This is a genomic window from Pseudomonas sessilinigenes (genome assembly GCF_003850565.1).
GTDB classification, from domain to species: domain Bacteria; phylum Pseudomonadota; class Gammaproteobacteria; order Pseudomonadales; family Pseudomonadaceae; genus Aquipseudomonas; species Aquipseudomonas sessilinigenes.
Genome location: NZ_CP027706.1, coordinates 3,894,516 through 3,913,723 on the forward strand (window position 1 = coordinate 3,894,516; position 19,208 = coordinate 3,913,723).

Sequence of the window (19,208 nt, forward strand, 5' to 3'; positions counted from 1 at the left end):
AGGTCCAGCTACCGATGTCCCGTAACGACCGTAAGGAGCAGATCATCAGCGCTGCCCTGGAACTGTTTCACAGCAAGGGTTTCGCCGAGGTATCCACCCGTGACCTGGCCGAGCATGCCGGGTTGTCTCGCAGTCACATCTACCACTACTTCCGTGACTGGAAGGAGTTGCGCCGCGAAGCCTTCGTGCGGTTCGCCAATGGCCAGCTGGAGGCGGTGGCCGACCTGGTGCGCGATGCAGAGCCTGCACAGGCCCTGCGAATATTCCTCCTCGATTGCCTGACGGCCTCCAGCAGCATCGGCTGGGGGCTGTGGCTCGACGCCTGGGATGAAGCAATGCACGACGCCGAACTGGCTGAGGTCTACCTGCAGATCAACGGCCAGTGGCAGGCACTGCTGGCATCGATCATCGCCAAGGGTGTCCAGGCTGAGGTGTTCCGTTGTGCCGATGCGGAACGGGCAGCCCGGCAGATCTTCGCCCAGACCATGGGGTACACCGATGACCTGTTGCTGCTGGCCTCCGGCGAAGCGGAACAGGCAGCGCTGGATGAGGTGATGGAAGTCGCCGGGCTGCTCCTGGGGTTTGCGACGCAGGCTCCTCAGCCACTTGCGAGCCGATAGTGCAGCGCCTCCGCCAGGTGTTCGCGGCCGATGACGCTGGCCTGCTCCAGGTCGGCCAGGGTCCGTGCCACCTTGAGCAGGCGGTGGGCCGCGCGCAGCGACAACCCCAGGTTCTCGCAGGCGCTTTCCAGCCAGCGCTCGTCGGCTGTGGATAACTTGCAATGACGACCCAGGCCGGGCAGATCGAGCAAGGCGTTGGCGCAACCCTGGCGTTGTAGCTGTCGCTCGCGGGCCCGGGCTACCCGGGCAGCGGCGCTGGCGCTGTCGTCGCCTGGCTGGGGGGTGGGATTCAGCGCGGTGGCTTCGCGAGCCACCGTCAAGTGCAGGTCGATGCGGTCCAGCAACGGGCCGGAGAGCTTGTTGCGATAACGCTGGATCTGTTCCGCTGTGCACCGGCAGCGACCGCTGGGTTCGCCCAGGTAACCACAAGGGCAGGGATTCATCGCCGCGACCAGTTGGAAGCGTGCTGGAAACTGCACCCGGTCACGGGCCCGGGCAATGACGATTTGCCCCGACTCCATGGGCTCGCGCAGTACTTCGAGGACCTTGCGGTCGAACTCCGGCAATTCATCGAGAAACAGTACCCCGTGATGCGCCAGGGTGATCTCCCCGGGCTGCGGTTTCGAGCCTCCACCAACCAGGGCGGGCCCCGACGCCGAGTGGTGAGGCTGGCGAAATGGGCGTTGTGGCCAATGAGTGAGCGGTGCGAGGCTACTCACCGACTGGATGGCCGCCACCTCCAGCGCCTCGTGTTCTTCCAGGGGCGGCAGCAAGCCGGGCAGGCGGCTGGCGAGCAAGGTCTTGCCGGTGCCGGGAGGGCCGCAGAACAGCAGGTTGTGGGCGCCGGATGCGGCGACCAGCAGGGCGCGCTTGGCAGCCAGTTGACCCTGGACTTCGCTGAGGTCGGGGTAGGGCGTGTGGTTGAGCGGCAGGCCTTGGGGCGCGCATGGCGGGATCGGTGCCTGCCCATTGAGATGAGCCACTGCTTCCAGCAGGTGGTCCACCGCGATCACCGTCAAGCCCGAGGCCAGGCAGGCTTCCTCGGCGTTGGCCCGGGGCACCAGCAGGCGGTGCCCGGCATCGCGTGCCGCCAGCGCGGCCGGCAAGACACCACGTACCGGGCGCACGGTGCCGGACAAGGCCAGCTCCCCGAGGCATTCGACGTTGTCCAGCGCCTCTGTCGGCAGTTGCCGGCTCGCGGCGAGGATGCCCAGGGCGATCGCCAGGTCGAAGCGCCCGCCATCTTTGGGCAGGTCAGCGGGTGCCAGGTTGAGGGTGATGCGTCGGGCGGGGAAGTCGAACCCGGCATTGAGGATCGCGCTGCGGACCCGGTCCTTGCTTTCCTTGACTGCCGTTTCGGGCAGGCCCACCAGGGTCAGGCTAGGCAGGCCGTTGGCCAGGTGCACTTCGACGCTGACTGCAGGTGCTTGCACGCCCACCTGGGCGCGGCTGTGGATGATGGCCAGGGACATGCGACGTTCTTCCTTGCAGCGGCGGGAACCGCGTCCTGCGGTGTTGCAAGGATAGGCGAGGGGGGCAGCGCAAGCGCTGGGCAATGCAGACAGGATGTGTCGCCGGCCTGTCCTTCAGCTGTGCTGAAGGCGCGCGGCCGGCGAGGAGGGTGTCAGCTCATTGATCCTTCGGTTCCAGCCTGGCTTCCAGCTCGGCGACCTTGGCTTCGAGGCTCTCCAGGCGAGCCCGGGTGCGGGCCAGGACGACCATCTGGCTATCGAACTCGTCCCGGCTGACCAGGTCCAGCTTGCTGAAGCCGCTTTGCAGCAGGGCCTTGAACTGGCTTTCGATTTCGTTGCGGGGCAGAGGCGTTTCGCCACTGAACAAGCGTGAGGCGTGGCCGCTCAGGGTGTCGAGGAGGTCTTTGGGGGCGAGCATGGGAATGTCCTGAAGAGCTGATGGGGCGCAGTGTATCACGCACGAACCGAGGGCTTGGCGCGGCGGAGGCTGCACGTTTTTTGCGCATCTGGCCGAATGCTGGCGCACCGTTATTGTGCGTATCTGCGGCACTGTTTCATGGCCCAGCAGGCTGAACGCCAGCAAGGGGCTGAAATCGTTGGTATTTCCCGACCTGGCAAGCTTTCTGCTTAGACCCTGGTGACCCATGCACTGATGCAGTCGCTGTGACGAATGCAGTGCGACCGACGAAACGGGGGAGTGTTTCGTCAGGGCGGCTAGCGTCGGTCCGGCTGAGGAAGGCCGACGATGCGTTACAAAGCCAGGCACTGCGCTTAGACTTGAGTCGGGTTTGTTTTCCTGGGGCAAGTCCACCAATTCGGGAGAGAGTTTCATGAAGCTAGTCACCGCCATCATCAAGCCGTTCAAGTTGGACGACGTGCGCGAGTCGCTGTCCGAAATCGGCGTGCAGGGCATTACCGTCACCGAGGTCAAGGGCTTCGGTCGGCAGAAGGGCCATACCGAGCTGTACCGCGGCGCGGAATATGTGGTCGATTTCCTGCCCAAGGTGAAGATCGATGTCGCCATCGACGACAAGGATCTGGACCGGGTCATCGAGGCCATCACCAAGGCTGCCAACACCGGCAAGATCGGTGACGGCAAGATCTTCGTGGTCAATCTGGAACAGGCTATTCGCATCCGTACCGGCGAAACCGATACCGACGCAATCTAAGCCGCCCCAAACCCAACGCCCCAGGAGAAAACAACATGACTCTGCGTAAATTCGCAGGGCTAGGAGCCCTTTTGCCCCTCGTAATGCCTGGCTTGGCCATGGCGGCAGACGAAGCGGCTGCTCCAGTCCTGAATTCCGGCGACACCGCCTGGATGCTGACCTCCACCGCCCTGGTACTGTTCATGACCATCCCCGGGCTGGCGCTGTTCTACGGCGGCATGGTGCGTTCCAAGAACATCCTTTCGGTCATGATGCAGTGCTTCGCCATCACTGGCCTGATTACCGTCCTGTGGTTCATCTATGGCTACAGCATCGCGTTCGACACCAGCGGGATGGAAGCTGGCGTGGTCAATCTCAATTCGTTCGTCGGCGGGCTGTCCAAAGCCTTCCTCGCCGGTATCACCCCGGCCAGTGTGACCGGTCCGGCAGCGCTGTTTCCCGAGGCGGTGTTCGTCACTTTCCAGATGACCTTCGCCATCATCACCCCGGCGCTGATCGTTGGGGCCTTCGCCGAGCGGATGAAGTTCTCGGCCATGCTGATCTTCATGGGTATCTGGTTCACCGTGGTGTACGCACCGATCGCACACATGGTCTGGAGCGGTCCGGGTTCGCTGATGGGCGACTGGGGGGTGCTGGACTTCGCCGGTGGTACGGTGGTGCACATCAATGCCGGTGTCGCCGGGCTGGTAGCCTGCCTGGTGCTGGGCAAGCGCAAGGGTTTTCCTACCACGCCGATGGCTCCGCATAACCTGGGTTACACCCTGATGGGCGCGGCGATGCTGTGGATCGGCTGGTTCGGCTTCAACGCCGGTTCAGCTGCCGCGGCCAATGGCACTGCCGGCATGGCGATGTTGGTGACCCAGATCGCCACCGCTGCCGCAGCCCTGGGCTGGATGTTTGCCGAGTGGTTCACCCATGGCAAGCCCAGCGCCCTGGGGATCGCATCGGGCGTAGTGGCCGGCCTGGTGGCGATCACGCCGGCGGCGGGTACCGTGGGCCCGATGGGCGCCTTGATCATTGGCCTGTCGGCGGGTGTGGTGTGCTTCTTTTGCGCAACCAGCCTCAAGCGCAAACTGGGCTACGACGACTCCCTGGATGCCTTCGGCGTGCACGGTATCGGCGGTATTCTCGGAGCGATCCTGACGGGTGTGTTTGCCGCGCCTTCCCTGGGTGGCTTCGGCACCGTGACCGACGTTGCCGCCCAAGTCTGGGTCCAGGCCAAGGGCGTGGGCCTGACGGTGATCTACACCGCCATTGCTACCTTCATCATCCTCAAGGTGCTGGACGTCATCATCGGGCTGCGGGTGACCGAGGAAGAGGAAGCGGTCGGCCTCGACCTGGCGCAGCACAACGAGCGTGGCTACAACCTGTAACGGCGCCAACGAAAAAGCCCGGCACTGGCCGGGCTTTTTTTTTGCCTGGGTTTTGATCTCGGGGAAGGCTGAAAGGTTTTTCTGGTAAGCCTTGGCGTGTTTGCCATGACGATTTTTAGTAGGGCAAATGCTTACACTAAAGCAGGATTATTAGGCGCTTTGTTTTTTTCCTGAGCGCGCTAGAATGCGCGCCGAAGCGCGGAGATAGGTATGTGGCAACAGACCCTGATTACCCTGCGGGCCAGGCCCCGGGGCTTTCACCTGGTAACGGACGAGTTGCTCGCCGGCCTGCCTGAGTTGAAGGCATGTCGGGTGGGTCTGCTGCATTTGTGGCTACAACATACTTCGGCCTCGTTGACCGTCAACGAGAATGCCGATCCGGCGGTTCGGCGCGATTTCGAACGTTTCTTCAACGCCCTGGTGCCGCAAGGCATGGCTGGGTATGAGCATAACGACGAAGGCGCGGACGACCTCCCGGCGCACTTCAAGGCCAGTTTGCTAGGCTGCCAGTTGACTTTGCCGATCTCGGCGGGACGCCTGGCGCTGGGCACCTGGCAAGGCGTCTATCTGGGCGAGCATCGTGATCACGGCGGTGCTCGCAAAGTCCTTGCCACCTTGCAGGGTGATAAGGCATAAGCCGCTGAGTATCAGTGGACGTTGATTTTTTTCCGGCGGCCTTCGACAGTCGGCCGAGCTGGGCTATAACTAATCTGCTTTTCGCAAGTCATGAGGTAGAACATGAGCGACGATGATCTGGAAAACGACGACCTCGAAGTAGGTGACGAAGACGAAACCGAAGAAGGTCTGGAAGCGGCCGCCGACGATGTGGCGGAAGACGATGGCAGTGATGTTCCTGCTCCGACCGCCAAAGGCAAGTCCAAGGCGGCCGTCTCGGTAGACGAATTGCCGAGCGTCGAAGCCAAGAACAAGGAGCGCGATGCACTGGCGCGTGCCATGGAGGAGTTCCTGGCCCGTGGCGGTAAAGTGCAGGAAGTCGAGGCCAACGTGGTCGCCGATCCGCCCAAGAAGCCTGATAACAAGTACGGCAGCCGGCCTATCTGAGCCTTGCTACTTGCTTGCTGAAAAAACCCGCCGTCGCTGCGGGTTTTTTCATGCCTGGGCAAACAGCTGCGGATCGGGCGCGATGCCAGTGTTACAGGGACTTCCAGCGCCCGAGCAAGGCTGGAAGCTCGGTCAGGCTGCGGATCTGCGCATCGGGTGCGCGTTCGGCCTCCCAGGCCTTGCCACCCGGGTTGAACCAGATGGCGCGCAAGCCGGCCTGCTGGGCCCCGGCAATGTCGTCGCCCGGGTGGTCGCCGATATGCACGGCGGTATCGGCAGTGGCGCCCCCGCGTTGCAGGGCCTCCTGAAATAGCCGGGCATCGGGCTTGGCAATGCCGATGTCCTCGGCGCACAGGGCGAACGTGAAGTAGTCCGCCAGGCCCAGGCGACGCACGTCGGCGTTGCCGTTGGTGATCACTCCAAGGGCGAAGTGATTGGCCAGGGCCTCCAGGGTTGGCTGTACCTCAGGAAAGACATTCAGTTGATGCCGGGCGTGCAGGAATGCTTCGAAGCCTGCTTCGGCCAGCTGGCTGGCCTGGGCCTGGTCATACCCGGCTTCTTCCAGGGCATGGAACAGTACTCGAAGGCGCAGGGCGCTGATCCGGTGCTTGAGGCCGGGCTCACGTGCCAGTACTCGTTCACGAATGGCCCATAAGTGTTCCACCGGTACGCCACCCAGGTTCGGAGCGTGCTCTGCCAGCCATTGGCGCAAGGTGGCCTCGGCACTGACGATCACCGGGGCGGTATCCCACAAGGTGTCGTCGAGGTCGAAGGTGATCAGCTTGATGGTCATTACTCACCGCCTTTATTGCGTTTGGCCCGTGGATGGGCGCTGTCGTAGACCGCTGCCAGGTGCTGGAAGTCCAGGTGGGTGTAGATCTGCGTGGTCTTGATATCCGAGTGCCCCAGCAGTTCCTGCACGGCGCGCAGGTCCTGGGAGGATTCCAGCAGGTGGCTGGCGAAGGAGTGGCGCAGCATGTGCGGGTGCAGGTTCTGGCCCAATTCGCGTTCGCCCGCTGCCTTGACTCGCAGTTGGATGGCGCGGGGGCCCAGGCGGCGGCCTTTCTGGCTGACGAAAAGGGCTGTGTCCGGTGGATTGCTCAAGGCCCGTAGCGGCAACCATAGTGCCAGGGCCTCGCGGGCTTTCCTGCCTACTGGCAGGACTCGGGTCTTGCTGCCCTTGCCCTGGACCTGCACCAGGCCATCGGCCAGGTCCAGTTGTTCGAGATTCAGGCTGGTGAGTTCGGAGAGGCGCAGCCCGCAGGAGTAGAACAGCTCCAGGATGGCTTGGTCGCGGTGAGCCAGGAAGTCGTCTTCTACTGCGCCGTCGAGCAGTTGCAGGGTACGGTCGGTATCCAGGGTCTTGGGCAGTCGTCGTTCGCCTTTGGGCGGGGACAGGCCATTGGCCGGATCGTGATCGCATAGCCCTTCGCGGTTCAGGTAGTGATAGAGCCCGCGTACCGCGGACAGCAAGCGGGCCAGGCTGCGGGAGGATTGGCCCTGCTGGTGCAGGCGTACCACCAGGCTGCGCAGGCCCTGGATGTCCAGGTCGGTCCAGCTGTGCACCTGTTGCTTCTCGCAGAACCCCAGCACCTTGCCCAGGTCGCGCCGGTAGGCTTCCAGGGTATGGGGCGACACCTGGCGCTCACTGCGCAAGTGTGCGCAGTAGGCGTCCAGTTGTTGCTGCATGTTCAGCGTACCGAGCGCAGTGAGTGGGTGAAGCGCGGTAGCACGCGACCGGTGACTTCGGCGATGTAGTTGAGGAACAAGGTGCCCACCGAGCTCTTGTAGTGCTGCGGATCGCGGCTGGCGATGGCCAGCACGCCATGCATCCCCTGATGAGCCAGGGCAACCACGGCTGTGGAGCCGATCTGCTTGCGCTGTTCTTCTCCGAAGAGAAAATCCAGCTCATGTTCGCGCAGGGCGCCAGCGACGCTCTTGCCTTCGGCCAGCAGGCCCCCGATAGCCCCCTGGGCCTCGGCGGCGGAGACCCAGCGGCCAACGGGCATGGGGCTGTCGCTGAACAGGATCAGGCTGACGAAGGGTACCTGGAACTCCTGGCGCAGGCTGTCCTCGACGCTCATCACCACCTCTTCGAGGCTGCTGGCGTCCATCAGCGCAAGAATCAGGCGCCGAGTCTTGTCGAACAGGCGGTCATTGTCCCGGGCCACGTCCATCAGTTGCGACAGGCGATGGCGCATTTCGATATTGCGCTCGCGCAGGATCTTCATCTGCCGTTCCACCAGGGAAACGGTATCGCCGCGCTGGTGGGGGATGCGCAAGGCCGGGAGCAGTTCTTCGTGGGCGACGAAAAAGTCCGGATGAGCCTCCAGGTAGGCGGCAACGGCTGCCGCCTCCAGGCTCTGGACGGGAGATTCGTCGGGCGTTGTCGTGGGAACCTGTGGCTGATCGGTCATGGATTTCGCTCGCTCATAGACGCACCTGTCCTTCGTATACGCGTACTGCCGGGCCGGTCATCATCACCGGTTGGCCTGGGCCCGCCCATTCGATGGACAGGCGCCCGCCTGGCAGGTCGATCAATAGCGGCGAATCCATCCACCCCTGGCTGATCGCGGCCACTGCAGCGGCGCAGGCGCCGGTGCCGCAGGCCTGGGTTTCCCCGGCGCCACGTTCCCACACCCGCAACTGCGCGCGTTGACGGTCCAGTACCTGGAGAAAACCGACGTTGACCCGGGCCGGGAAGCGCGGGTGATGTTCGATCTTCGGCCCCAGTTCATGGACCGGTGCACTGTTGATGTCATCCACCCGCAACACGGCGTGGGGATTACCCATGGAAATGGCGGCCAACTCGACCTGGCGACCCTCGACGTCCAGCGTATAGCTGGTGGCCTGGGCTGGTGCTTGAAATGGGATATCCGCCGGTACCAGGCGCGGTGGTCCCATGTCGACGCTGATCTGGCCGTCGTTGCGCACATCGAGTTCGATGACGCCGCTCTTGGTTTCTACGCGGATCCGGCGCTTGGTGGTCAAGCGCTTGTCCAGCACGAAACGGGCAAAGCAGCGAGCGCCATTGCCGCATTGCTCCACTTCCGAACCGTCGGAATTGAAGATCCGGTAGCGAAAGTCCACGTCCGGATTGGTCGGGGCCTCGACGATCAACAATTGATCGAAACCGATCCCGGTATTGCGATCCCCCCATTGCTTGGCGTGCTTGGGTTGAATATGCGCGTGCTGGCTGACCAGGTCGAGGACCATGAAGTCATTGCCCAGGCCGTGCATCTTGGTAAAACGCAGCAGCATGGTCTTACTCCGGCAACAGGCTTTCGCCAGCGAATAACTCGGCTAGCGTCTCGCGACGGCGCACTTGCACAGCCTGGTCACCATCGACCAGGACTTCGGCGGCGCGGCCGCGGGTGTTGTAGTTCGAACTCATGACAAAACCATAGGCACCGGCTGAATGCACCGCCAGCAGGTCGCCCTCGGCCAGGGCCAGGGCGCGCTCCTTGGCGAGGAAATCGCCGGTTTCACAGATTGGGCCGACGATGTCGTAGGTTCGGGGTTCGGTATCTCGTGGGCGCACGGCACTGACATCCATCCAGGCCTGGTACAGCGCCGGACGGATCAGGTCGTTCATGGCGCCGTCGACGATGGCGAAGTCCTTGTGTTCGGTGTGCTTGAGGTACTCGACCCGAGTCAGCAACACCCCGGCATTGGCGACGATGAAGCGTCCGGGCTCGAACACCAGGGCCAGGTCGCGCCCGGCCAGGCGCTCACGCACGGCCTTGATGTAGTCGGCTGCCAGGGGTGGTTCCTCGTCGCGATACCGCACTCCCAGGCCTCCGCCCAGGTCAATGTGGCGCAAGTAGATGCCGCACTCGGCGAGGCGGTCTACCAGGTCCAGCAGGCGTTCGAGGGCATCGATGAAGGGCGCCAGGCTGGTCAGTTGCGAGCCGATGTGGCAATCGACACCGACGATTTCCAGGTTGGGCAGCTGGGCCGCGCGAACATACACATCCTCGGCGGCAGCAATGGCAATGCCGAACTTGTTTTCCTTGAGCCCGGTGGAAATGTAGGGGTGAGTGCCTGCATCCACATCGGGATTGACCCGCAGGGATACCGGTGCACGTACGCCCATCTGCGCTGCCACTTCCTGCAGGCGCTCCAGTTCTTCGGCAGATTCGACGTTGAAGCAATGGACGCCGACTTCCAGGGCGCGGCGCATGTCGTCGCGGGTCTTGCCAACGCCGGAGAAGACAATCTTGTCCGCTTGCCCGCCCGCGGCCAGCACCCGTTCCAGCTCACCTCGGGAGACGATGTCGAAACCGGCGCCCAGGCGCGCCAGGACATTGAGTACGCCAAGGTTGGAGTTGGCCTTCACCGCGAAGCAGACCAGGTGCGGCATGCCGGCCAACGCCTCGGCGTAGGCCAGGTACTGGGCCTCGATGTGCGCGCGGGAATAGACGTAGGTGGGCGTACCGAAACGATCGGCAATGGCGGACAGGGCTACGCCTTCCGCGAACAGCTCGCCGTCGCGGTAGTTGAAAGCGTCCATGGCGAGCCCTTAGTAGGTGTCGAAAGTGTCGTGCTTGTGCGCCTTCGACTGTTCCTCGGGGGATTTGCTGTCATCTGGCAGGTACAACGGGCCTTTCTGGCCGCAGGCGGTCACGAGGCAGGCAACCGCGACAAGCGCAGCGAGGGCGGAGATCAGGCGCTTCATGGCGAAATCCTTGAGAATGCGTAAATTGCGCCCGAGTATACCGGCCACCCGGCAGCTTGCCTATGCAAGGAAAATCCCGCCTGGCGGGCCTTTGCCGGTGACCGGCTGGCAGTGTTGGCGGATTGGTCGTGGCAGGTATCGGCCGCTCCGGTATTCTTTGCATTCACCGGGAAGCGCCCGTATCTTGCGGCGCTTGAGCGTGACTAGATACTGACCGAGGTTCCTGCAATGAGTTTGACCGAAGCCCGTTTCCACGACCTGGTGGATGCCACCCAGCAGGCGCTGGAGGATATTTTCGATGAGAGTGACCTGGACATCGACCTGGAAAGCTCGGCCGGGGTGCTCACCGTCAAGTTCGATAATGGCAGCCAGGTGATCTTCAGTCGCCAGGAGCCTCTGCGCCAGCTGTGGCTGGCTGCGCGTTCGGGCGGTTTCCACTTCGACTATGACGAGGAGAGCGAGCGCTGGATGTGCGACAAGAGCGAAGAACAACTGGGCGAGATGTTGGAGCGCATCGTGTTCGAACAGGCGGATATCAAGCTCGAGTTCGAAGGGCTTTGATTTCGTGAGCCAGCCCAGTACGGTCCGCCCGCCCAAGCCGCTGTTCAGCAATGTCAGTCCGGCGGTGCGCTCGCCCTGTATCAGCCTGTGTCGCCTCGACGAGGAGAAAATCTGCCGGGGCTGTTTCCGGCACGTGGAGGATATTCGCGAGTGGCGCTCGGCTGACGACGAACGCCGTCGAGTGATCTGCGACCAGGCGTTGCAGCGTAAACAGGCGGCGATACCAGGGGGGTTGTAGTTCTGGTCCGCACGGTTTGTTTATTCGGTTCGCTGTGATAGTGTCCGACTTCGCCTCGCTACCTTGAGGCTGGTGAGAACCCCGTCTTATTTGGCGGGGTTTTGCTTTTTTGTGCAGAAAAAACAGGAGTCAGCCAGGATCATGAGTACTGCACCATCCATCATCCTTACCCGCCTTGACGTGCAACGTCTGGAGCGCCTGATCGACAGTCTGGACGACTCGCTGCCAGGCGTCATTGCACTGCAAGCCGAGCTGGATCGTGCCGAAACACTGGTGGGCCACGATGAGGTCCCGGCCGGTGTCGTAACCATGAACTCGCGGGTGCACTGCCGTGAAGAAAGCAGCGGCAAGGACTACCACCTGACACTGGTCTATCCCCAGGATGCCAATGCCGACGAAGGCAAGATCTCCATCCTAGCGCCGGTGGGCAGCGCCTTGCTGGGGCTGCAGGTAGGGCAGTACATCGACTGGCCGGCCCCGGGCGGAAAGACCCTGAAACTGACGTTGCTGGAAGTGGAATACCAGCCGGAAGCCGCAGGCGACTTCCACCTCTGATTCCTGTCTAGACCTGTTCGAGCGCGTCGTTCAAGGCACGCTCCAGGCTGGCCTTGTAACGCAGATACAGAATGCTCGAACCTTGCCCATCACCGAGCAGGCCGGACAGGTCCAGATCGGTGATGTAGCAGCGGTAACGCTCCGGTTCGCGGCGCTGCTCGACGATCTCCTGGACGACTGTGCTGAACAGTTGGTCGCCATATTCCAGCTCGGAAAACTCCCTTTGATTGCAGTACAGCGAGACTTGCACCTGACTCGGTGCCGCCTTGCCGACGATTGCCTGCACATCATAAAAAGCCTTGTCGACCGGAGTCAGTGGTGCCGGCCGGGCCTCTACCCGGCGTGCTCGGGCGGTGCCTGAGGGCAGTATCTGGAAGTAGAGTGTGTCTAAAGGTTTCTCGCTTGGAATGCTGTCCATGGGCAGCAGGGCCTCGCGCCGATAAAGGATCGACTGCAGGAAGCGCTGCAAGGGCACCAGAAGGCTCTGCTCGTCGTGGTAGGGCAGGGTCTGTTGCCACAGGGCATTGTGCTCGTCCAGGACATAGAGCTCGGCCTGGTCTTCGCTGATTCGGTAGAACACCTGGATGCAGTCCGGTTGGCCCATGGGCAGGATCAGTGCCAGGTCGTGATCCTCCAGGGCCATGGGGTCGAGGTGCAGGGGGCTGTAGCGGGCCTGTTCCTGTCCCAGGTAGTCCAGCAGCGCGGCGGGGGTTGCCAGGGCCCGGTGCCGAACCTGGCCGGGCACCAGTTCGAGCACGTGATAGTGCTGCTGGACCTGGATCAGGTAGCGATAGTTGAGCTGGCTGAGCAGCAGGTTCTGTGCGGTCTCGAACAGCTCTTCCACCCGGCGGGCGATGAATTGCGCACGGTTGTGGCAGAAGCAGCGGACCCGCAGCCGTGGCTGGGGGCCGGCAGGCAGGTTATTCAGGTAGTCGCGCAGGCAATCGAGCAGGGCATGCTCGCTGTCGTAGCGACCCACCATGACCTCGTTCCAACTATTGAGGGTGACCTGGTCCAGGGTCAGCACCAGGTTCTCGCGAACCCCTGCGTAGCTCAGGGAATCGGTTCGCTCGGTGGTCATGTGGATGTTCAGCTCACGATGGTGCTTGAGCGGATCGACCCCCACGTTCACCAGGACCAGCACTTCGCTGGGCACGCTGGCATGCAGCAGTTGATCTTCGCTGGCGGCATTGAGCGGGAGGGCGACGGTTTGCTGCAGGCTGCCCAGCAGGTTGAACAGCTCGAACTCGCTCAGGTCGCTGCTGCCGGGATGCAAGGCCAGGCGGGTACTGCTGTCGATCACTCCGTTGCGATGACACCAGGTGAGCAGTTCCAGCAGCTCGCGGCTGCGTTTGATCGGGGCGAAGTGTTCCCATTCCAGGGCCGTCAGGTTGCCGTTGTACAGGCCCCAGTGCGTCTGGCCGGGTTCCCTGCGGTTGGGCGATTGCACCAGGGTCAGGGTATCTTCCGCCAGGTCCGGGGCGATGCCCGGGTTGATGAATTCGATTTTCCCCGCCTTGCGTTCGAAGGCTGCGTACAAACGCCGGCCCAGTACGTTGAGGTCGCGCTTGTTGATCAGGCTGGCAGCTTGCTCGGTGCGGGCGAACTGGGTCAGGAAGCGATAGCTGTAGTTGAGCTCGTTGACCAGGGCGCGGCGTTCGCTGCCGACCTGGCGCACTTTCCACTGGCTACGGCTGTCGAGCAGTGCCAGCTGGCGGTGGTCCCAGCCCCATTCGTCAGCCAGGCGCTCCAGCAGCGCCCGTTGCCAGCTCGGGCTGCGAGAGCCATTGCCGGCCGTCAGCTTGCGATTGACCTTGAGGTAAAGGCTGCGACGTACCAGCTCGAGGCGCTCGGGTTCGCCGCGGGCCTTGAGGTACTCCTCTATGCGCCGGTAGACCACGATGTACGGGTCCAGCTCGTCCAAGTCCAGGCGATTGGCGAACACGGCCTGCTTGAAGCGCAGGCTCAGGCACTGGACCTGCGGATGCTCGCTGGCATAGACCTCGATCAGCAATAGCTTGAGTACGGACTTGTAGGGCGACTCGATGCCCTTGAACAACTGCCAGAGCCCGGCTCCGATGAATTCCCCGGGAGGAATCCGCGCCATGTGCCCCAGGTCGAGGTTTTCCTCGGCAGAGACGAAGCGCTTGGACAGCAGCGTGTGGATGTATTGCTCGTAGCGAGACTCCTCGTACACCGGCACCAGCCACCACAGGGGGGTGCGCCCGGCCAGCCAGATGGCGGTGCGATAGAACTCATCCAGCAGCAGGTAGTGCTGGGTGGTGCCGCAATCGTCCGAGCTGAGCTGGGTATCGCGTTCGCCACGGACGAAGCGGCTCGGATCGATGAGGAAGAAATGCGCTTCGGCGCCCTGGCTCTCGGCCCAGGTTTCCAGCAACTGGCATTTCTTCTGCAACTCGGCCAGTTCGTTTTCACTCAGGTTCGAGGCGTGGCAGACCCATACGTCCATATCGCTCTGGTCGGCTTGGGCCAGGGTGCCCAGGCTGCCCATGAGGAACAGGCCATGGATCGGTCGCGGTGGGTTGCCGTGGCGCGCCTTGTAGGAAAAGGAACGGGTCAGGCGCTGGGCCTCGGCCAGTGCAGCCGGGTCGGGCTCATAGTTGGACAGGCCCGCAGGAGTTGCACCGGAGACATAGCCGGGGAGCAATGGGTGATTGACGTGAAAGAACAGCGGCAGCAGGTTGAGGACCAGTTGCTGGCGGGCCGACAAGCCCTCCATGGCCCGGGTCATGCGTCCTTCGTTGAGGGTGAGAAAGCGTGCACGGAGCTTGCTTAGAACCTTGCGATCGATTCCTTCATCCAGGTCGGGACGGATTTCATGGGTATGGGGCATTTCAAGCGGAGCTCGAACGTGGCGGAGTCAGGGTGTAGCCAGTCTACCGGCAGACAGGGCTGACTCTTAAGCTGATTTTATTTTTGACGCCAGATTTCTAACGCATTGGTGCAAGGCAGCCTACGGAATCCCGACGGACGGGAGTCCCGCAGGCGAGGGAAGTCTTCAGGCGGTTTCGGCGACGTTGAGGATGGTCAGGAGGCCCTGGGCATGTTCGGCGGCATCCCGGCCGAGGCTGGTGAGGTAGCCACCATCGGGCTGGGTGATCAGTTCCTTGGCATGCAGGCGCTTGGCGGCTGCGATAGCGCTGGGGGTAGCGGTCTGATGGATCTTCAGGCCTTCCTGGGAACTGTCCAGGTTGAAGAGTGCAAGGATTTCCAGTTCGGCAACCAACTCAGGGGTATACGACATAAGGACTCCAGACTTTCTAGGAATGAGAGGTCAGCGTTCTTAAGGTGACCGCACAAGGGCGGTGTGTCCAGCGTTCGCTGAGTACTTTTGCAGCCAATGGCAGCGGTGTTTGGCCGCAGGGTGGTTGCAGTGTAGTCAGGCGCTGGGCGAAAGGTCGTATCAGGTGCATGGAGCGTTGCAGGGGGCAACGCTCCGGCGGGAGCTTCACTGTTTCTCGGGAGGCAGTTCCGGCAGGGCACGCAAGGCCGCTTCGTACCACTGGGTGTCGAAAGGCCGGTCTTCCTCGAGGATCGCATCGATCTCGATGGCCAGGACATGGGCCATCAGGTTGAGGATTTCGTCCCGTTCGTAGCCCACCAGGGTCAGCTTGTTGAAGGTGGCCTTGGCAGCCGGCGGGTTGTCGCTTTCAATCTGGTTCTCGATCGCTTCGACCAGGGTATTTTCGGCGAACTCTTCTTCGTCGTTGTCGATATCGGTTGGCTCGCTCATGGCAGGCTCCTCAAGGAAAGGACGCCAGTCTACTCGCATTCAGGGAAGTGATGCTGCTGGCCAGAGTGGCAGGGACCTTCTATAAAAAATGCTGCCAACCCCTGAACGGCCTGGAGGCTAAGTGATGCTCAAGCTTTATGGTTTTTGTGTCAGTAACTACTACAACATGGTCAAGCTGGCGCTGCTGGAAAAAGGACTGACTTTCGAGGAGGTGGCGTTCTACGCCGGCCAGGCGCCAGAGGCGCTGGCTATCAGTCCTCGTGGCAAGGTACCGGTCTTGCAGGTGGCCCAAGGGTTCATCAATGAAACCAGCGTCATCCTCGAATACCTCGAGCAGACCCGGTCGGGACCGGCGCTGTTGCCGGGCGAACCGTTCCAGCGGGCCCAGGTGCTGGCGCTGGCCAGGGAAATCGAGTTGTACATCGAGTTGCCGGCACGTACCTGTTACCCCGAGGCTTTTTTCGGCATGACGGTGCCGGAGGCAATCAAGCAGAAGGCCAAGGCTGACTTGCAGCTCGGTTTTTCCGCGTTGGCGCGGCATGCTCGGTTCTCGCCTTATGTCGCTGGCGATAGCCTGACTGTGGCGGACCTGTACTTTCTCTACAGCGTGAGCCTGGCCCGGACGGTTGGGCAGAAATTGTTCGAGGTGGATTTCCTGGCGGCGATGCCGGAGGCGAAGGCCCTGCTGGAGCGCTTGGAGCAGTTACCCAATGTCCAGCGTATTGCGGCAGACAGGGAGGCAGCGATGCCGCAGTTCCTGGCCATGGTGGCGGCCAGGAAGTAACCGCGCCCTTGCGGGTGCGGCTTTGCTGGCAGCCTGGGGCGATCTACCACCCCAGGCTGGCGCAATGACTCAGCGACTGGCCAGCAAGGCCTGGCCGCGGATCACGGCGGCCCGGACCTGGGCCGGAGCCGTGCCACCGATGTGGTTGCGGGCATTGACCGAACCTTCGAGCGTCAGCACGGCGAACACGTCCTGTTCGATCTGGTCGCTGAACTGGCGCAGTTCTTCCAGGCTCATTTCCGCCAGGTCCTTGCCGGTGTCCACGCCATGCTTCACGGCATGGCCGACGATTTCGTGGCAGTCGCGAAACGGCAGGCCGCGGCGGACCAGGTAGTCGGCGAGGTCCGTGGCGGTGGAGAAGCCGCGCAGGGCCGCCTCGCGCATGATGCTGTGCTTGGGCTTGATGGCCGGAATCATGTCGGCGAAGGCGCGCAGCGAATCGCGCAGGGTGTCGGCGGCGTCGAACAGCGGCTCCTTGTCTTCCTGGTTGTCCTTGTTGTAGGCCAGGGGCTGGCCCTTCATCAGGGTCAGCAGGCCCATCAGTGCACCGAACACCCGGCCGCTCTTGCCGCGTACCAGTTCCGGCACGTCGGGGTTCTTCTTTTGCGGCATGATCGAGCTGCCAGTGCAGAAGCGGTCCGGCAGGTCGATGAACTGGAACTGCGCGCTAGTCCATAGCACCAGCTCTTCGGAAAAACGCGACAGGTGCATCATCGCCACGCTGGCGGCGGCGCAGAATTCAATGGCGAAGTCACGGTCCGACACGCTGTCCAGGGAGTTGCCGCCTACTGCTTCGAAGCCCAGCAGTTGGCAGGTCAGTTCGCGGTCGATCGGGTAGGTGGTACCCGCCAGGGCCGCACTGCCAAGTGGCATGCGGTTGGTGCGCTTGCGGCAGTCCACCAGGCGTTCGTAATCGCGGCTGAGCATCTCGAACCAGGCCAGCATATGGTGGCCGAAGGTCACAGGCTGGGCGGTCTGCAGGTGGGTGAAGCCCGGCATGATGCTGTCGGCTTCACGCTCGGCCAGCTCCAGCAGGCCTTTTTGCAGGCGGGTGATTTCGCCGAGGATCAGGTCGATCTCGTCGCGCAGCCACAGGCGGATATCGGTGGCCACCTGGTCATTGCGACTGCGCCCGGTGTGCAACTTCTTGCCGGTGATTCCGATGCGGTCTGTCAGGCGTGCCTCGATGTTCATGTGTACGTCTTCAAGGTCCACGCGCCAGTCGAAGCTGCCGGCCTCGATCTCGCCCTGGATGGTCTTCAGGCCGTCGATGATGCTGTCGCGTTCGGCATCGGTGAGTACACCGACCTTGGCCAGCATCGTGGCGTGGGCGATCGAGCCCATGATGTCGTGGCGATACAGGCGCTGGTCGAAATTGACAGAGGCGGTGAAGCGGGCGACGAAGGCGTCGACGGGTTCACTGAAGCGGCCGCCCCAGGACTGATTGGTCTTGTCAGTGCTCATGAATTCGCTCGTGATCTGCTGAAGGAAGATGGCGTGAAAAACAGGCGCCGATGATAGCAGGGTTGCCCAGGCTGGCGCTGGCACTGGTCGGCAGCTTTTTACCTGCGACTCTTGGACCGCTTGCTGGCGCTCCTGGTGGCGCGGAGACTGGAACCGGTGCGCCTGGGCGAGGTCGGTTGCCTGGGTGCCGAAGGTGATATCGATCAAACGATATTTCTCGATTGAGCAATATCGTCTTGGCAACCGTCTACAGTTGGACAGGAGGATCGGCACAATTGCGTAGCGCCAGCCAGGTGCTCGCCGTGGGGCCGACCAACGAGTTCACTCCGCGCAGGGCAAGCAATCCGTCCATGAAACGAGGCGGGTGCGGCCAGGGTGGGCGGCGGCCACACAACGAGGGGGGCTTTGTGTTGAGTATCAGCATTCCCTGCGACGTCGTCGCGCATTCAACGGTCTTGGGCGGTATCGGGCAGGTCCGGGTAAATATTGATGCCCGACTTGCGGCACTTTTTGGCCTTCGCACTAGTCTTAGCGTGGATCGCCGTGACGGACGTCACTCCACCTGTCTACGCTATCCTTGTGCGAGACTCACGCAGGAATCCAGCGCAATATGAATGTCCTGATCGTTGATGACGAACCCCTAGCCCGTGAGCGCCTGAGCCGCATGGTCGGCGAGCTTGAGGGATACAGTGTCCTGGAGCCCAGCGCCACCAGTGGCGAAGAGGCATTGAGCCTGATCGACAGCCTGAAGCCGGATATCGTCCTGCTCGATGTGCGCATGCCTGGCCTGGATGGCCTGCAGGTTGCCGGCAAGCTGTGCGAGCGCGAGACACCCCCGGCCCTGGTGTTTTGCGCAGCACCGGACGAATTTGCCCTTGAAGCTTTCAATGGCAGTGGCGTCGGTCACCTGGCCAAGCCGGTCCGCCCCGAACTACTGCTCGAAGCCCTGAAAAAGGCCGACAAGCCCACCCGTGTGCAACTGGCTGCCCTGACCCGGCCTGCAGCAGAGTCGGGCACGGGTCCGCGCAGTCATATCAGTGCTCGTACCCGCAAGGGGATCGAGCTGATTCCGTTGGCCCAGGTGGTGTATTTCATCGCCGATCACAAGTACGTGACTCTGCGCCATGAGCATGGCGAGGTGCTGCTGGACGAGCCCTTGAAAGCCCTGGAAGACGAGTTTGGCGAGCGCTTCGTGCGCATTCACCGTAACGCGCTGGTGGCCCGTGAGCGCATCGAACGCCTGCAGCGCACGCCCCTGGGGCACTTCCAGCTGTATCTCAAGGGGCTCAATGGCGATGCGTTGATCGTCAGCCGGCGCCATGTCGCAGGTGTGCGCAAGATGATGCAGCAGCTCTAGGCCGCGAATGCGAGGGTAGCGGCAAGAGGCCTGGCAGCGGGAGGACGCTGGCTTTCTGATACAAGTCAAAGCAGCTTTGGCTGAGCTGTTATCATCTGCCGTATCTATTCAGTACGGATTG

The 19,208-nt window shown here is 62.5% G+C and carries 22 protein-coding genes; 10 read left to right on the top strand and 12 right to left on the bottom strand.

Going from position 1 to position 19,208, the window contains the following annotated elements; genetic code table 11:
- Positions 1 to 14: 14 nt before the first annotated feature.
- Positions 15 to 620 carry a TetR/AcrR family transcriptional regulator gene (locus tag C4K39_RS17940; protein WP_124347106.1) on the top strand — a complete coding sequence of 202 codons (606 nt, stop codon included), beginning with the start codon at positions 15 to 17 and terminating at the stop codon, positions 618 to 620.
- Here the strand turns inward: C4K39_RS17940 and C4K39_RS17945 are convergent.
- Positions 599 to 2,092, bottom strand: a complete 1,494-nt coding sequence (locus C4K39_RS17945) for a YifB family Mg chelatase-like AAA ATPase (protein ID WP_124347107.1) — start codon at positions 2,090 to 2,092, stop codon at positions 599 to 601. The genes C4K39_RS17940 and C4K39_RS17945 overlap by 22 nt on opposite strands.
- Before the next feature lie 157 nt (positions 2,093 to 2,249).
- Positions 2,250 to 2,510 carry an accessory factor UbiK family protein gene (locus C4K39_RS17950; protein WP_068575920.1) on the bottom strand — a complete coding sequence of 87 codons (261 nt, stop codon included), beginning with the start codon at positions 2,508 to 2,510 and terminating at the stop codon, positions 2,250 to 2,252.
- Positions 2,511 to 2,922: 412 nt separating this feature from the next.
- Here C4K39_RS17950 and glnK point away from each other — a divergent pair, with 412 nt between their 5' ends.
- The 4 genes from glnK to sutA all read left to right on the top strand — a co-directional run bounded on the left by glnK (position 2,923) and on the right by sutA (position 5,696).
- Entirely contained in the window at positions 2,923 to 3,261 is a 339-nt protein-coding gene (gene glnK, locus C4K39_RS17955) for a P-II family nitrogen regulator (protein WP_002555808.1), read from the top strand.
- 35 nt (positions 3,262 to 3,296) lie between these two features.
- Positions 3,297 to 4,634, top strand: coding sequence for an ammonium transporter (locus tag C4K39_RS17960; RefSeq protein WP_068575922.1), 1,338 nt, complete (start codon positions 3,297 to 3,299; stop codon positions 4,632 to 4,634).
- Positions 4,635 to 4,844: 210 nt separating this feature from the next.
- Positions 4,845 to 5,270 carry a secondary thiamine-phosphate synthase enzyme YjbQ gene (locus tag C4K39_RS17965; protein WP_068575924.1) on the top strand — a complete coding sequence of 142 codons (426 nt, stop codon included), beginning with the start codon at positions 4,845 to 4,847 and terminating at the stop codon, positions 5,268 to 5,270.
- A gap of 102 nt (positions 5,271 to 5,372) precedes the next feature.
- Positions 5,373 to 5,696, top strand: coding sequence for a dormancy-specific transcriptional regulator SutA (gene sutA, locus C4K39_RS17970; RefSeq protein ID WP_068575926.1), 324 nt, complete (start codon positions 5,373 to 5,375; stop codon positions 5,694 to 5,696).
- A 91-nt stretch (positions 5,697 to 5,787) separates the two neighbouring features.
- On the opposite strand, the gene C4K39_RS17975 is transcribed toward sutA, so the two are convergent.
- From C4K39_RS17975 to lptM, 6 genes are read right to left on the bottom strand one after another with little or no spacing between them, the layout of a single operon-like run.
- Positions 5,788 to 6,489, bottom strand: a complete 702-nt coding sequence (locus C4K39_RS17975; RefSeq protein ID WP_068575928.1) for an HAD family hydrolase — start codon at positions 6,487 to 6,489, stop codon at positions 5,788 to 5,790.
- A complete protein-coding gene (gene xerC, locus C4K39_RS17980; RefSeq protein ID WP_068575930.1) occupies positions 6,489 to 7,385 on the bottom strand; it encodes a tyrosine recombinase XerC in 897 nt (298 codons plus the stop codon). Before xerC ends, C4K39_RS17975 begins: the two co-directional genes overlap by 1 nt.
- A gap of 2 nt (positions 7,386 to 7,387) precedes the next feature.
- On the bottom strand, positions 7,388 to 8,113 hold the full coding sequence (locus tag C4K39_RS17985) for a DUF484 family protein (protein WP_068575932.1): 726 nt from the start codon (positions 8,111 to 8,113) through the stop codon (positions 7,388 to 7,390).
- A 13-nt stretch (positions 8,114 to 8,126) separates the two neighbouring features.
- Entirely contained in the window at positions 8,127 to 8,957 is an 831-nt protein-coding gene (gene dapF, locus C4K39_RS17990; RefSeq protein ID WP_124347108.1) for a diaminopimelate epimerase, read from the bottom strand.
- Positions 8,958 to 8,961: 4 nt separating this feature from the next.
- Positions 8,962 to 10,209, bottom strand: coding sequence for a diaminopimelate decarboxylase (lysA, locus tag C4K39_RS17995; protein WP_124347109.1), 1,248 nt, complete (start codon positions 10,207 to 10,209; stop codon positions 8,962 to 8,964).
- Positions 10,210 to 10,218: 9 nt separating this feature from the next.
- Positions 10,219 to 10,374, bottom strand: a complete 156-nt coding sequence (gene lptM / locus C4K39_RS18000) for an LPS translocon maturation chaperone LptM (RefSeq protein ID WP_083235631.1) — start codon at positions 10,372 to 10,374, stop codon at positions 10,219 to 10,221.
- Positions 10,375 to 10,602: 228 nt separating this feature from the next.
- Between lptM and cyaY the strand changes: the two genes are divergently transcribed.
- The 3 genes from cyaY (at position 10,603) to rnk (ending at position 11,728) form a co-directional block, all read left to right on the top strand.
- Entirely contained in the window at positions 10,603 to 10,935 is a 333-nt protein-coding gene (gene cyaY / locus C4K39_RS18005; protein WP_068575937.1) for an iron donor protein CyaY, read from the top strand.
- 4 nt (positions 10,936 to 10,939) lie between these two features.
- The gene (locus C4K39_RS18010) at positions 10,940 to 11,173 is read left to right on the top strand and encodes a DUF1289 domain-containing protein (protein WP_124347110.1); all 234 of its coding nucleotides are present in this window, start codon (positions 10,940 to 10,942) and stop codon (positions 11,171 to 11,173) included.
- Between the two features lie 141 nt (positions 11,174 to 11,314).
- On the top strand, positions 11,315 to 11,728 hold the full coding sequence (gene rnk, locus C4K39_RS18015) for a nucleoside diphosphate kinase regulator (RefSeq protein ID WP_022641793.1): 414 nt from the start codon (positions 11,315 to 11,317) through the stop codon (positions 11,726 to 11,728).
- 7 nt (positions 11,729 to 11,735) lie between these two features.
- Here rnk and C4K39_RS18020 read toward each other — a convergent pair whose 3' ends face one another.
- The 3 genes from C4K39_RS18020 to C4K39_RS18030 all read right to left on the bottom strand — a co-directional run bounded on the left by C4K39_RS18020 (position 11,736) and on the right by C4K39_RS18030 (position 15,482).
- Complete coding sequence (locus C4K39_RS18020; RefSeq protein WP_124347111.1) at positions 11,736 to 14,582, bottom strand: class I adenylate cyclase; 2,847 nt, start codon at positions 14,580 to 14,582, stop codon at positions 11,736 to 11,738.
- 165 nt (positions 14,583 to 14,747) lie between these two features.
- Positions 14,748 to 14,993, bottom strand: coding sequence for a TIGR02647 family protein (locus C4K39_RS18025; protein ID WP_068575942.1), 246 nt, complete (start codon positions 14,991 to 14,993; stop codon positions 14,748 to 14,750).
- Between the two features lie 204 nt (positions 14,994 to 15,197).
- Positions 15,198 to 15,482 (bottom strand): hypothetical protein, encoded by a 285-nt coding sequence (locus C4K39_RS18030; protein WP_124347112.1) that lies wholly within the window; start codon positions 15,480 to 15,482, stop codon positions 15,198 to 15,200.
- A gap of 124 nt (positions 15,483 to 15,606) precedes the next feature.
- Between C4K39_RS18030 and C4K39_RS18035 the strand changes: the two genes are divergently transcribed.
- On the top strand, positions 15,607 to 16,266 hold the full coding sequence (locus C4K39_RS18035; protein ID WP_068575947.1) for a glutathione S-transferase family protein: 660 nt from the start codon (positions 15,607 to 15,609) through the stop codon (positions 16,264 to 16,266).
- A 69-nt stretch (positions 16,267 to 16,335) separates the two neighbouring features.
- Here the strand turns inward: C4K39_RS18035 and argH are convergent, their stop codons facing one another.
- Positions 16,336 to 17,730, bottom strand: a complete 1,395-nt coding sequence (gene argH, locus C4K39_RS18040) for an argininosuccinate lyase (protein ID WP_068576062.1) — start codon at positions 17,728 to 17,730, stop codon at positions 16,336 to 16,338.
- 610 nt (positions 17,731 to 18,340) lie between these two features.
- On the opposite strand from argH, the gene C4K39_RS18050 reads away from it, so the two are divergent.
- Entirely contained in the window at positions 18,341 to 19,087 is a 747-nt protein-coding gene (locus C4K39_RS18050; RefSeq protein WP_068575948.1) for a LytR/AlgR family response regulator transcription factor, read from the top strand.
- The last annotated feature ends 121 nt before the right edge of the window (positions 19,088 to 19,208 follow it).